Here is a 14166-nt window from a genome sequence, read left to right as displayed (position 1 = left end):
GGTCGTTTGAAGTGCAAGCTTGGGGGCTGGCTCAAGCCAGCGCTGAATGAAGGGCGCGACGGGCGATATCAAAGGAAAAATGGTCGCGGATATTGTTCATTCCGGCCTCGGACAGGCGATACCAAAGTGCACGGTCCTCGTACAAACGCAGTACCGCATCGGCAAATGTCTGCGCGTCGTCAGCGAGGAGAATGTTTTCGCCATCCTCCAACCGCATGCCTTCGGCGGCGATGTGGGTTCCTACGACGGGTAAACCGTGGCTCATGGCGGTGTTGACCTTGCCCTTGACGCCCGCGCCGTAACGCAATGGCGCAAGCGCGATACGGCTGCCATCCATCCAAGGAGTGAGATCCTCAACGCGACCGTGGGCAACGATGCCACGTCCCTGCAGCTCCCGTTGTACTGCTTCCGGTATTTGGCCGATCAAATGCAATTCGATGTCCGGACGCGCAGTGCGGATTCTGGGATAGATCTCGTCGGTCAGCCATTGAACTGCATCGACGTTCGGGGGGTGTCCGAAACCGCCAACAAAGACGAGGCCTCGCCTTTGCTCGAATTCACCGTGACGCCCATGGACCTCATGCATATTGGGTAGAAGCATGACGTTGGCACCAGGCAGCTCATTTTTCAATAATTCAAGTTCCACCGTGCTCACTACAAAGGTGGCGTGACTGGCCCGAATAATCTCAAACTCACGGCGTTGCGATGCGCTCGCCTGACGGGCCAGGGTGGGGTTGTCGGTATGCGCTGCCGCGCGCCGCTCACGCAAAAAATGTAGATCTACCGTATCGAACAGAATTCGCGCATGGGGTGCCAATTGCCGAATAAGAGGGAGATTGGCGTCAGCCACGTAATGACGGCATAGCATCACGGCGTCGAGGCTGGCCTGCTCGCGTTTCAGCCATGTAGCGAGCGGCGGCGACCATGGTTTGCAAAGTACCTCTACGCCAATCGCACCGAGCAGACGAATGTCGTCGGCGCTGGCCAACCGATTGTCCGCCATGAACGTCACTCGCCAGCCCATGCCTCGGAGCAAACGCATGATGTTGAACATTTGAAGCGATCCAGCGTCCCTGCGGGGATCGGGAGTCAGTGCGTCCATCACGAAGATATGGCGTTGCCCGTGATGGATTGCTCGTTCTACCGGAGTACGCGGCGCAGGTTGCTGCCGAAGTGCGGCCTCCCATTTGCGGATGAACTTTTCGCGATTGATGGACTGGTATCGCTTGACGCCTTTCAATATGTCCGTTCCCGAAGTGATCCCTTCGCAATGAACGACGATGCTGGTGGGTTCGTAGATGACACGTCGCCCTGATGCGCGCGCGGCGAAGGCAAGATCCATGTCTTCGCAGTAGGCCGGCGTATATCGCGTGTCAAAGCCACCTATTGAGATAAAAAGCGATTTTTCGATCAGCAACGCCGCGCCGGACACATAATCCACATCGCGGCGGTACAAGTACCTAGGGTCGTCGCGCTTTTCAAAGCGCCCGGCGTTCCAAGCCTCGGCGTTGGAATACACCAATGCACCCGCTTCCTGGAGTCTTCCGTCCGGGTAGATGAGTTGGCTGCCGACGATGCCGCAGTTCGGCTCTTCCAAGTAAGCCTCAAGCAGCGCATCGAGCCAGCGCGGCGTAACCTGGGTGTCATTGTTGAGGAAAAGGAGATAAGGCGCTCGTGCCGCGGCGGCACCTGCGTTACAGCTGCCGATGTAGCCGACATTGCTCTCGTTCCGCAACAGACGAAGCCCATCAACTTGCGATAGGGTTGATGCGCTGTTATCCGGGGATGCGTCATCTACCACGATGACCTCGAACGGCAGGCTAGCGCCATGGCGGCCGATCGAACGTAAGCAGGCCAATGTCCACGCAAGCTTTCCGTATGCGGGAATGATGACGGAGATGCGCGGGGTCTCACTGGTGGGCAGAGCGAAAGGACTAAACGGCTGATTCAGCGTCTCGAGTTCTAAAGAAGCTTCTTCGACCGGATTGGACTTGAATTCCTGCAATATCCGCGAAAGCGTCCCGTGAAGACCGCGCTGAGCCATGCTGCCAAACACGCGTTGTGACAGGTATCGCAAACGCTTGGCTCGCCACTGCAAAGTGCTGAGTGACATTGATTCCTCGAACTATCTGTGTGCCGACGTCGGGCTATATCCTGCGCGCAGGATATAGGTGGACCGATAATTTTTTTGCGTGTACCGAGCCTTAAAGATTCTGATAGTTGGGACCCGAACCACCTTCCGGCGTCACCCAATTGATGATCTGGTAGGGATCCTTGATGTCGCAGGTCTTGCAGTGCACACAGTTGGCGGCGTTGATCTGCAGACGCTTGCCCGCTTCATCGTTGACGATCTCGTAAACGTTGGCCGGGCAGAAACGTGTACAAGGGTTGCCATATTCCTGGGCGCACTGGGTCACGCAGACCGAAGTGTCTTCCACATGAAGATGGATGGGCTGATCTTCGTCGTGTTCGGTAGCTGCGAAGTAGACGCCGGCGAGGCGATCGCGGGGCGGCAGCTCGCGTTGCACATAGTCGCGCTTGGGTTCTTCCTGCTGGCCGAGTTTGTGTAGTGAAGACCAGTCGGCTTTGTTCTTCAGCGTCCACGGCGAAGCACCGCCGACCAGGGTTTCCCATGCGGCGTTGAACATGCCGAACCACAACCCTTTCTTGAAGCCGGGTTTGATGTTGCGCACTTTTTTCAACTCCGCCATCACTTCGGAGCCGCGCAGTTTGGCGTCAAAGCCGGCTGGCTTCAGATCGTTCGCCACCAGGTGTTCGGCGGCGAGCATGCCGCTGCGGATGGCCTGGTGCGTGCCTTTGATCTTGGGTACGTTGAGCAGGCCGGCGGTGTCGCCGATCAGCAGCGCGCCAGGCATGTCGATTTTCGGCAGCGATTGATAGCCGCCGGTGACGATGGCGCGCGCGCCCGCGGAAAGAATCGTGCCGCCTTCGAGCAGCGGCTTGATCATCGGGTGGTTCTTCCATTGCTGGAAGGCTTCCCATGGCTGGTAGTTCGGATCGCTGTAATCGAGGCCGCTGACGTAGCCGAGCGCGATGCGATCCTTGTCCAGGTGGTAGAGGAAGCTGCCGCCGTAGGTGTGGCTATCTGCCGGCCAGCCAAAGCTATGCACGATCTTGCCGGGCGTCACGCGTCCGGCCGGCACTTGCCACAGTTCCTTGATGCCGATGGAGTAGCCCTGCGGATCGCTGTCCTTATCTAGCGCGAAGCGCTTGATCAGTTGCTTGGTGAGGCTGCCGCGCGCGCCCTCGGCGAGCACGGTGACCTTGGCCTTGATATCGATGCCCTGGGTGTAGCCGGGTTTGTGCGAACCGTCCTTGGCCACGCCCATGTCGCCGATGCGTACGCCGGCGACCGAACCGTCTTCGTTGTAGATGGTGTCGGCGGCTGCAAAGCCGGGGAACACATCCACCCCCAACGCCTCGGCTTGCGGCGCCAGCCATGCGCAAAGTGCGCCCAGCGAGACGATGAAATTACCGTGATTTTTCATGCCCGGCGGTACTGGCAGTTTGCGTCCGCCGGTCTTTTTGAGTAGCCAGAACTCGTCGTCGGCCGCGGGTACGCAGATCGGCGGCGGATTGTCGCGCCAGCCAGGTAGCAGGGCATCCAAGGGCTGTGGTTCGATCACCGCCCCGGAAAGGATCTGCGCGCCGATGGTTGAGGCTTTTTCGATCACACACACGGTGACCTCCGGCTTGAGCTGCTTCAGCCGGATCGCAAATGACAACCCAGCCGGCCCTGCACCGACGACGATGACGTCGTATTCCATCGTTTCGCGTTCGGTCATGGGAGCTCCATCGTGGGCTAGTGAGTGCGGGTCCGTGGCCGCGTGGTGTTCCAAAGGCGGTCCGGACGCTATTCTCCGGGTTCGCCTACCGCGCAGCAAACAGGAGCCTGCCGCGGCCGGTTTGCCAGGGGTAGCCATAGTTGCGCTGGATCTGTGCCGGAGTGCGCATGAATTCTGTACCGCCGATTGCCGATGTCGATCTCCGCCGCGCTACGCTTTGCCAGCTATTGCATTGGCTAGCCGCGGGGCGTGTGCATTCGGAGGCGCTGGCCGAGGTCTACCTCGACGCCATCGAGCGCATCAATCCGCAGCTCAACGCGTATGTGGGCGTGAGTCCGACCTTGCTGCGCGAGCAGGCGCGTACCGCCGAGCACCGCCGGCGCGATGGTGTCATCGGGCGACTCGACGGCATTCCCATTGCGCTCAAGGACAACTTCGACATCGCCGGGTGGCCGACGCGCGCCGGCTTGCCTGGACCTGGTCGCCCCGCCGAACACGATGCTCACATCGTTGGGCGGCTGCGTGCGTCGGGCGCGGTGCTGATCGGCAAGACCAATATGGATGAGGGAGCGTTGGGTGCTGTCACCAACAACCCGCACGTCGGGCCGACACACAATCCGCATCGTCACGGCTACACCGCGGGTGGTTCCTCAGGCGGCGCGGCAGCTGCCGTAGCGGCGGGGTTAGCGGTAGCGGCCATCGGTTCGGACAGCCTGGGCTCGATCCGCATTCCCGCCAGCTATTGCGGCGTATTCGCATTGAAGCCCACGCAGGGCGAAATTTCTGTCCGCGGCATGATACCGGCGGCGCGCATGCTGGATACCGTAGGCCTGCTGGCGCGCAGCGTGAATGACCTTACCGTGCTCTTGCAGGTGTTGGCGGGCTACGACGCTGACGATCCGCGCTCACGCCGGCGCCGTGTGGCGCTCGCGCCGCCGGACTGGGAGCCTGGCAAATTGCGCTGCGGTGTGCTGTCGAATCTGCCTGGATTGGGCGTGCAGCCGGCTGTCGTCGACGTGTTCGAGGCGACGCTCGCAAAGCTCGATCGTGAACTCGGCCAACGGCGTACGGTGGATTTCGAGGATTGGCATTTCGCCCGCGCCCGTCGCGCCGGTCTGCTGCTCATGGAAGCGGAAATGCTCGGCACCTTCGCCACGCAACTGGCCGATGCAGAGCATCCCGTATCACCGCGTTTCCGTCAGATGCTGGACTATGCCGCAAGCAAGACGGCCGCTGATTACGCAACCGCCGACCGAGTGCTCGATGCGGCCGCATTGAAGATGCGCCGATTGTTCGCGCAGATCGATGTGCTGGTCACACCCACCACGCCACAGGGTGCGTTTCCGCTCGACGGCCCGGTGCCCGATTCGCAGGCCGATCTCACCAGCTTCGCCAATCTGGCCGGCTGCCCGGCGGTGAGTATTCCGATGGGCACGCTGCCGGACGGTTTACCGATCGGTTTGCAGCTCGTGGGCGCGCGCGGTTCGGATCTGCGCTTGCTGGAGTTGGCCGAGGTGTGGTCGGCCACGCTCGATGCGGCGCCGGATTACCCTGTTCTGGTCGGGTGACAACGTTTTGTTACGGATACCCGGGTAGAGTGGTAGGAAACAATCAGGCCTCCCCATGCCCGCCTACACGCAACAACTCACGTTTTTTCGGGAGTGGATCAAGCATCCGCTGCAGATGGCCTCCGTGCTGCCTTCCGGACGGCCATTGGCGCGCATGATGGTTTCGGCCATGCCTGCCAAGGCCAGTTGTGTGATCGAACTCGGCGGCGGTACCGGCGTGATCACCGAAGCACTGCTTCACCATGGCGTATCGCCGGCCCAGCTGCTGGTGCTGGAAATGAACGCCACGATGCACGCCATTCTTCGACGCCGATTTCCACAGGCGCAGGTGCTTTGCGCCGATGCGCGTCACGTCAACGAACTGGCGCAGCGCACGGGCGTGCTGGCACCGGAAGGCGCAGATGCCATCCTCAGCAGCCTTGGTTTGCTGACGATGCCACCTGAGTTGCAGCACGACATCGTCTCTGCCGCGCTGGCGGTGTTGCGCCCCGGCGGTGTCTTCGTGCAGTACACCTACGGTTGGCGCAGTCCGCTGGATAAGCGGGTACAGCAGCAGCTCGGGTTGCGTTGCACCCGGGTCGGCATGGTGTGGCGAAATCTGCCGCCGGCGCAGGTTTATACCTATGCCCGCGACGAGCGCTGAGATCGCCAGCGACGTTTGGCAACGTTTGCCAATCACCGATGCGGACGTGCGCTGTGCCTGGTCATGGTTGACCGACGATGAAGCCGATGCACTGTTCGAGTGCCTGCTGAAAGAAATTCCCTGGGAGCGTCACCGCCTTCGCATGTTCGGTCGCGAGCTGGAAGCGCCGCGGATGAGTTGCTGGATCGGTGATCCCGGCGCCACTTACGTCTATTCGCGCAGCCGCTTCGAGCCGAGGCCGTGGACGCCATCGCTGCTTCCCTTGCGCGAACGCGCGGAGCAATCCTGCGGCGTGCGCTTCAATAGCGTGCTGGCCAACCTTTATCGCGATGGCGCCGATTCCATGGGCTGGCACAGCGATGACGAGCCCGAGCTGGGGTCGCAACCGGTGATCGCTTCGTTGAGTCTCGGTGCTGTGCGCCGCTTCCGCTTGCGTCGACGGCTGCCGAAAGGAACGCGCGCCGTGCCTGCAGATACCCTGGATCTGCGACTGACGCACGGTAGCTTGCTATGCATGGCAGGGGCTACGCAGCGTCGCTATCAGCATGATCTGCCGAAGAGTCCGGCGGTGACCGCGGCGCGGATCAATCTGACCTTTCGCCTCATCCAGGTGCCGGCATAGCCCGCCCATGACGCCGTGCAGCTTGGATTGATCCTGGGCGGTGGCGATAATGCGCGACCCCCTTTCCTATTCTTACCCTTGGCAGGCCCCGCAATGACCGAGAAGACCGTACTCAACGCCACCCATCGCGAGCTCGGCGCGCGCATGGTCGATTTCGGCGGCTGGGACATGCCGATCAACTATGGATCGCAGATCGAAGAACACCATGTAGTGAGACGTGACGCTGGCATGTTCGACGTCTCGCACATGACAGTCGTCGACCTACATGGCGCGCGCACGCGGGATTTCCTGCGCCACTTGCTCGCCAACAGCGTCGACAAGTTGAAAGTGCAGGGCAAAGCGCTGTACTCGTGCATGCTGAACGAGCAGGGCGGCGTGATCGATGACTTGATCGTGTACTTCCTGGGTGATGAATTTTTCCGTCTGGTGGTGAACGCCTCCACGCGCACCAAAGACCTGGCCTGGATCGGGCAGCAGGCGAAAGCATTCGGCGTGGCCGTGCAGGAACGTCCCGATTTCGCGATGATCGCGGTGCAGGGCCCGAACGCGCGCGCCAAGGTGATTGGCCTGTTGCACGAAGTGGATCGTGCACGCATCGAGAAGCTGGGCCGTTTCGCCGCTGCCGCAGCGCAGGGGCCGCACGGCGCGCCACTGTTCATCGCACGCACCGGTTATACGGGCGAGGACGGCTTCGAGATCATGGTGCTATCCGAACAGGCCATCACCTTTTGGAACGAGCTGGTGGCAGCCGGCGTCGCACCTTGCGGGCTCGGCGCGCGCGACACGTTGCGCCTGGAAGCCGGCATGAATCTTTACGGCCAGGACATGGATGAAAGCGTCTCGCCGTGGGAAGCCGGCTTGGCGTGGACCATCGCGCTGGACGAAGGCCGCGACTTCATCGGTCGCAAAGCGCTCGAGGCGCAGAAAGCCGCCGGTGTGCCGCGCACTATGATCGGCCTGGTGCTGGACGACAAAGGCGTGCTCCGCCATGGCCAGAAAGTGTTGACGGACCGCGGCGACGGCGAGATTCTTTCCGGCAGCTTCGCGCCGACCTTGAACAAGGCGGTGGCCTTCGCGCGAATTCCATCCGGCGCATCGGGCGACGTGCGGGTCGATATCCGCGGCCGCGAAATGCCGGTGCGAGTGGTCAAGTTTCCATTCGTGCGCGACGGCAAACCCTGCGAAGGGATTTGAGCAAAGATTCTGGGCGGGTATTGAGCCGCTGCGGAAGCGGTTAGAATCCACGCCTCCACCCCTGATCGAAACTAACGACGACTGGACCCGACCATGAGCGAGATTCCCGGCGATCTGAAATTCCTCAAGTCCCACGAGTGGGCCCGTGTCGAAGACAACGGCCTGGTACGCGTGGGTATCTCCGACCACGCCCAGGGCCAGCTCGGCGATCTGGTCTACGTGGAACTGCCCGAAGTGGGCAGCAATGTGCAGGCCGGCAACGGTGCGGCCGTGGTCGAATCGGTCAAGGCCGCTTCGGACATCTACTCCCCGGTGTCCGGCGAGATTGTCGAGGTCAACGAAAACCTCAACGACAAGCCCGAAACGATTAACGAGGATGCCTACGGCGACGGCTGGATCTTCGTGGTCAAAGCCAGCGATCGTGCCGAACTCGATGAGCTGCTCGACGCCGATGCGTACGCCGAGCTGATCGAGAACGAAGACCACTGATCGGTCTCAGATCCGTTTGTTCCGGTAACGGCCGCCTATGCGGCCGTTACCGTTTTCACGTATGCACCCATGCGACGACGACGTGCATTTTGCTGTGGCGCGCTTCGTGAAAACACATGACAAACACTGCGAGCGATACCTCGACGGCGATCCATCGAGTGCACGTTGCGAGGTGTCACCCGGATGCGCGTCGAGGGTGTTCGGGGATGCTTCGGACCACTTTTGACGTCTTCCGGACGCGTTTCAGTCTAAATTCGTTCATGCTCCGGATTGACCCCTTCGGGCGACCGAAACGGCGTCGCGCATCAAGCAGCAAACATGTTTGTATTGATACATTGCGTGTATCAGCGTGAATGAGAAAAATTACATTTTTTAGCTTGTTTTTGGCTTTTTTTGGCAATGCGCGAAGCGAGCGCTTTGGATGTTTAGATGGCTCGTCGAATTGATTTTTGCAACTGACATGAAGCCTTCGAGATGAGTGTTGCGGGCAGGGTTCCGGGTCGAAGGGATTGATTTCATGGCGAAAATCATTTGACAGTTGAAATATTCAGGAATAGCTTTCGCACCATATAACGGGGAACGGTACCAATGGCGGCATCGAAATTCATTAAGCCTTACGTCGAACATGGCGCAAAAGCCAGCGCAGTGAGAAAGATCACTGTTTCGATTCCAATGCACGTACTGCGACTGCTTTCGGATTTACGCACCTACCGCCAGGTGAACAATTTAAGGCACGCCACGAACAGCGATTTGCTGGTTGAGGCGTTCCTTCACGCTTTTACTGGGCAACCACTGCCAACTGATGAGGAGCTGAGACGAACTATGGCCACTGCCAAGAAAACTGCTAGGAAATCGGCTAAGAAAGCCGCCAAGAAAACCACCCGTAAAGTCGCCGCCAAGAAGCGGCCGGTCGCCAAGAAGGCCACCGCGAAGAAGCGCACTGTGCGCAAGACCGCCAAGAAGGCTGCAAAGCGCGTAGGCGCGAAGAAGACCACCGCCAAGCGCGTTGGTGTAAAGAAGGCCGCGAAGAAGGCAACGCGCAAGCGCACTGCCAAGAAAGCCGCGGCTGCCAAGGTGGTGAAGGCCACCAAGACCTCCAAAGCCAAGAAGTAAGCACAACAACTAGCGTTCTATCGGAATTGTCTCCCTGCGGTGCCCAGCGCAGGGAGGTGCTTCGAAAGCGTTTCGTCCCGGCTTCCATGCCGGGACGCTTCGTTTCCGGCCTCCGGAATCGAACATCTAAGCGGGCACCCTCGTGACCCGTGCTGGCAGTGCCGATAACGGCCTTCGCTATAGATCAAAGCCCCCTAGCAGCAAATTTCCACGCCATGCCGTGAAGCACGCCGCATTTGCTGTATCGCCCCAATCGCGTTACCTTCTCTCCATCCGCGCCGCGGCGAACCTGGGGGAAGCCGCTCCTGGATAACAGGGGGGAAGCGCGGGTACCTGATGCCACGTAGTTAGTGAGAGATCATGGATACCCGAAATAGTCGTCATGCGCGCTCGCGTGCGCGCGGGGCTGTCAAGCCCGTCACCATCGCCGTTCTTGCCATTGTCGCGGGTCTGGTTATCGCGTCCTGGTTCTTCATCATCAAGCCTCACCAGGACATGGAGTTGTCGGACGTCGGCGGTCATCCGTCCACGCCCGTCGCACAGATTCAGCAGGCGGCACCGCCGGTCAATGTCGAGGCGATGAGCCTTAACGATCTGTTGGCCGAAGCGCGCAAGGCGATGAACGAACAGCGCGTGCTTGCGCCGGCCGGCAATAATGCCTTCGAGTTCTACCTCAAGGTGTTGCAGAAGCAGCCGGGCAACCAGACGGCTGCCGACGCCTTGCGCGAGACGTTCCCGTTCGCGGCCAGTGGTGTGGAGCAGGTGATCAATCAGCGCGACTTCAATGAGGCCGGGCGCGAGATCGATCTGCTGGCGAAGGTGGATCCGACCAACTACACGCTGACCATCCTGCGCTCCAAGCTCGATGCCCAGCGCAAGACACTGGACGAGGAGCAGCAGAAGCAGCTCGACCAGCAACATCAGCAGGATCTTGCCGCACAGCAGAAGACAGCGGCCGACAAGGCTGCGGCAGATAAGGCGGCCAGCGATAAGATCGCTGCCGACAAGGCGGCACAGGAACAGGCGGCGCTGGCCGCACAGAAAGCCAGGCAGGACGAACAGGCCAAGGTCGCACAGACCGCTGCCACCAGTCAGGGAGCTGGCGACAACACGTCGGCAGGTGGTGGCGAAACGCGGGATGCCATACCGGTCAGCAGCATTCGCGTGCGGTATCCGGCCACGGCGCTACGCAGCAACCAGGAAGGTTGGGTGGATGTGCAGTACACGGTGAATGCGGACGGCAGCGTCAGCGGCGTCCAGGTGGTGAATGCCGAGCCGCGGCATGTCTTCGACAACGCCGCTGTCGACGCCATCCGACGCGCCAAATTCTCGCCCGCGCTGCGCAATGGCACGGCTACCGCATCGCAGCAGCAAAAGCGTATCGAGTTCAAGCTAAGCAATTCGCAGTAGTCCCTGCTGCGGAAAGCGGAAAACAAAAGAGGCGGGGCCATAACGGCTCCGCCTCTTTCTTTTGGCACGTTGTCGTGACAGCAGGCTTGCAGGCGACGTCAGTCGCGGCGATAGCGATGCTTGTGGTGGGGCCTCGCGGGCGACGCTTTGTCTGCGGGCGGTTCGCTTTCCACGCCCGCCCAGTCGACGTGCGGTAAGCCCAGTATGCTGTCGAACACCATCGGCATCAGGTCGGTGCCGATGGCGCCGGGCGAGTTCCACAGCGACACCATGCCGATATGGTATTTCGGGAAGAAGGCGATCATGGTGCGGTAGCCTTCCACTTCGCCCGCGTGAAAGACCATGGTCTCGCCGGCGTAGGTGAACACGCGCCAGCCCAAGGCGTAGCTGGCGGAAGTCAGTCGGGCGCGCCGCCACGGCGAGGCGTGTGTTTCGCTTGGCGTGGGTACGACGGGTGTGTGCAAGTACTCCAGCAGCGGCTGGGACAGCACATCCGGCCGTCCGCCCATCTGTGCGATCAGCCAGTGCTCCATGTCGTGCAGGCTGGCGTTGACGCCGGCTGCGGGCGCCACGCGGTAATACGCGTCATTGGGATCGAACGGCGTCCAACTGTGTTCTCCGCTGGGACGATGCGGGCGTGCCCAGCTCTTGCTGCTCTCCAGCGCTTCGCGACCATAGCTGGCCGTTGTCATACCCAGCGGGAAGAAGATGCGCTTGTCGACCTGGTGATAAAAAAAGTCACCGGTCTCCGCATAGATCAGGTCGCCGATCAGGCTGAAGGCCACGTTCTGATAGCCGTAACATTGCCCAACGTTGCAGGTGAGGCTTACTTCATCGAGCTTGCGCACCAGCTCTTCGTACGGGACGTTGTCCTCCAGCATGCGGTCGTAGGTGTTGTGCGGCAGTCCCAGGCGTTGACCCAGGATGTCCTTCACCGTGACCTCGCTGGAGGCCTGCGCATCCTTGAGCTGGAAGAACGGCAGCACTTCGGCAAGCTTGGTGTCCCAGCTGAAGTGACCATCGTCGACCAGCAGACCGGTAAGCGCCGTCGCGAACGCTTTCGAAAGTGAGGCGAGGCGGAACACCGTGTCGGGCGTTATCGGCTCCTGCGTAGAGGTATCCGCATAACCGATTTCGCGCTCGTAAGCGACCTTGCCGTCGACCACAACGGCCGTGGCGAGACCAGCGACTTCATTACGCTGCGCCACCACATCCAGCCAGTGCGCGTAGGCATCCAGGCTCGCCTTGATCCGTTCCGGCGGAATGCTGGTTGTCGCATTGAGATCCGTCGCGTCGTACCGCGCCGGATGGACGACCGGGTCGGGCTGGCTGGCGGGAGATGCGGCTTGCGCCACCGGTGCGGCGATCAGAGGGGTGGTGACGCCGAGCAAGCCGGCGATCAACAGGGGAAGCTTACGAAACTGCATGCGACTCCGCGTACTACTGGCGTTAGGACACGCCTTCGGTCCTGGGGCTGTGTGGGGGGTCATCCGTGGGGTTATGGCCGGATTGTCCTGCACTTCGGACAAGGCCACAACGCCGGGATACCAGTCGCGATGGCATTCGTGCGGAGCGTGTGACTTAAATTGCTGGTGACCTGTCCAGTGGCTAAACATTCGAACTCGTCGTTGTCACGCCAACAGGAGAGCAGCGGCCCGTTCAGCGATCATGATGGTCGGCGCATTGGTGTTGCCGGTAGGCAACGCGGGCATGATCGAGGCATCGACGACGCGCAGCGCCGTGACGCCCTGGACGCGCAGCTCGCTATCCACCACGGCATGTGCATCCCGGCCCATGCGACACGTTCCCACCGGGTGATAAATCGTTTCTGCCTTGCGGCGAACGAAGGCTTCCCATGCAGCGTCGCCATGCAGTTCGGATTCCGGGAAGACATGGTCGCCGCGATAGGGATCGAAGGCCGGTTGAGCGAGGATCTCGCGCGAGAGCTTCGCCGCCTCGATCATTCGCGCCAGGTCGTGGCCCTCCGGATCGCTCAGGTAGCCGGCATGGATGGCGATCGGCTCGGCAGGGTTGGCTGAGCGTAAGCGCAGTCGTCCGCGGCTGCGGGGATGCAAGTAGCAGGCGTGAAGCGTGTAGCCGATACCGGGCAGGCGATGGCGACCGTGGTTGTCGAGCAATGCCGGCACGAAGTGGAATTGAATATCGCACCGAGAGTCGGTAGCCCATCGGCTGCGCACAAAACCGCCCGACTCGGCCACATTGGAGCTGCCGGGGCCGTCGTGATGGCGCAAGTAGCGCCAACCGGCCGCCAGTTCGTTGAGGTGGTCGTAGGTGATGTTCTGCGTGCTGCCTATCAAGGTGCAGATGTCCAAATGATCCTGCAGCCCTGCGCCCACGCCAGGGAGATCGAGCGCAGGCGTCACGCCCTGTTCGCGCAGGTGATCGGCAGGCCCGATGCCGGAGAGCATCAGCAATTGCGGCGAGTTGATCGCACCCGCCGCCAAGATGACTTCGCCGGCGTGTACGTCTTCACTGTGGTGTGCGTGTCGCAGCCGTACGCCTACGGCGCGTCCTTGTTCGATCAGCACGCGTTCCACTAGCGTATGTGTGCGTACATGCAGGTTGGGTCGTGCGCGCGCCGGTCGCAGAAAAGCCACGGCTGTCGAACAACGCGCGCCATCCCGTTGTGTGACTTGATAGAAACCGAAGCCAGCTTGATCGGGCCCATTGAAATCGTTGTTGCGGTTAAATCCCGCGCTGGTGCCTGCCTCGATCAGGGCAGCGGAAAGCGGGTTGTGATGGCGCAGATCGGACACACCAAGCGGGCCACCTGTGGCGTGCAACGCACTCGCACCGCGCGTATTGTCTTCGCTGAGCAGGAACCACGGCAACACCTGCGACCACGACCATCGCGCATCACCGGTGGCGTCGGCCCAGGCATCGTAATCAGCGGGTACGCCACGCACGTAACACATCGCATTGATCGAGCTGGAGCCGCCCAGCGTCTTGCCTCGTGGCCACCACAGGCGACGTCCTTGCAGGGACGGTTCGGGTTCGGTCTCGTAGTTCCAGTTGAGACGCCGATTTTTTGCCAGACGTGCAATGCCGGCGGGCATATGGATCAGCGGATTCCAATCGGAGCCACCTGCTTCCAACAGCAGTACGCGTTTCCCTGGATGTGCGCTGAGGCGATTGGCCAGTACGCATCCGGCCGAGCCGGCACCGACGATCACATAGTCGTAATCCACGTCAGCTCCTCGAGAACCGGGGTCATGGGTGCATGCTAGTCTTGCGCCGCCCCACGCTGGAAGCCGCCAGTGAGTTTGCCGCCCACCGTTGCCGTACGCAAAGACGCCACGC

At 61.1% G+C, this 14166-nt stretch carries 11 protein-coding genes; 7 read left to right on the top strand and 4 right to left on the bottom strand.

Annotation, left to right across the window (positions count from 1 at the left end; all coding sequences use genetic code 11):
* Positions 1-31 precede the first annotated feature (31 nt).
* Entirely contained in the window at positions 32-2113 is a 2082-nt protein-coding gene (locus QQL64_RS15490; protein WP_284401275.1) for a glycosyltransferase, read from the bottom strand.
* A 91-nt stretch (positions 2114-2204) separates the two neighbouring features.
* On the bottom strand, positions 2205-3806 hold the full coding sequence (locus tag QQL64_RS15485; protein ID WP_284401273.1) for an electron transfer flavoprotein-ubiquinone oxidoreductase: 1602 nt from the start codon (positions 3804-3806) through the stop codon (positions 2205-2207).
* A gap of 167 nt (positions 3807-3973) precedes the next feature.
* Between QQL64_RS15485 and QQL64_RS15480 the strand changes: the two genes are divergently transcribed.
* The 7 genes from QQL64_RS15480 to QQL64_RS15450 all read left to right on the top strand — a co-directional run bounded on the left by QQL64_RS15480 (position 3974) and on the right by QQL64_RS15450 (position 10845).
* Positions 3974-5374, top strand: a complete 1401-nt coding sequence (locus QQL64_RS15480; RefSeq protein ID WP_284401271.1) for an amidase — start codon at positions 3974-3976, stop codon at positions 5372-5374.
* 55 nt (positions 5375-5429) lie between these two features.
* On the top strand, positions 5430-6017 hold the full coding sequence (locus QQL64_RS15475; RefSeq protein ID WP_284401269.1) for a class I SAM-dependent methyltransferase: 588 nt from the start codon (positions 5430-5432) through the stop codon (positions 6015-6017).
* Positions 5998-6639: an alpha-ketoglutarate-dependent dioxygenase AlkB family protein gene (locus tag QQL64_RS15470; protein ID WP_284401268.1), complete on the top strand. Its 642-nt coding sequence runs from the start codon at positions 5998-6000 to the stop codon at positions 6637-6639. The genes QQL64_RS15475 and QQL64_RS15470 overlap by 20 nt, the downstream gene beginning before the upstream one ends.
* 93 nt (positions 6640-6732) lie before the next feature.
* Positions 6733-7833: a glycine cleavage system aminomethyltransferase GcvT gene (gene gcvT / locus QQL64_RS15465; protein ID WP_284401266.1), complete on the top strand. Its 1101-nt coding sequence runs from the start codon at positions 6733-6735 to the stop codon at positions 7831-7833.
* Between the two features lie 93 nt (positions 7834-7926).
* Positions 7927-8322 carry a glycine cleavage system protein GcvH gene (gene gcvH, locus QQL64_RS15460; RefSeq protein ID WP_284401264.1) on the top strand — a complete coding sequence of 132 codons (396 nt, stop codon included), beginning with the start codon at positions 7927-7929 and terminating at the stop codon, positions 8320-8322.
* Between the two features lie 588 nt (positions 8323-8910).
* Positions 8911-9435 carry a met regulon transcriptional regulator MetJ gene (gene metJ, locus QQL64_RS18225; protein WP_345782658.1) on the top strand — a complete coding sequence of 175 codons (525 nt, stop codon included), beginning with the start codon at positions 8911-8913 and terminating at the stop codon, positions 9433-9435.
* A 360-nt stretch (positions 9436-9795) separates the two neighbouring features.
* A complete protein-coding gene (locus QQL64_RS15450; RefSeq protein WP_284401263.1) occupies positions 9796-10845 on the top strand; it encodes an energy transducer TonB in 1050 nt (349 codons plus the stop codon).
* A gap of 98 nt (positions 10846-10943) precedes the next feature.
* On the opposite strand, the gene QQL64_RS15445 is transcribed toward QQL64_RS15450, so the two are convergent.
* On the bottom strand, positions 10944-12272 hold the full coding sequence (locus tag QQL64_RS15445; protein WP_284401262.1) for a serine hydrolase domain-containing protein: 1329 nt from the start codon (positions 12270-12272) through the stop codon (positions 10944-10946).
* A gap of 204 nt (positions 12273-12476) precedes the next feature.
* A complete protein-coding gene (locus tag QQL64_RS15440; RefSeq protein ID WP_284401261.1) occupies positions 12477-14054 on the bottom strand; it encodes a GMC family oxidoreductase in 1578 nt (525 codons plus the stop codon).
* Positions 14055-14166: the final 112 nt, after the last annotated feature.

It is taken from the genome of Dyella lipolytica (assembly GCF_030160075.1).
Classification (GTDB): domain Bacteria; phylum Pseudomonadota; class Gammaproteobacteria; order Xanthomonadales; family Rhodanobacteraceae; genus Dyella_B; species Dyella_B lipolytica.
The sequence above is the reverse complement of the archived record's forward strand: the minus strand, read 5'-3'. Positions and strand labels throughout refer to the sequence as shown.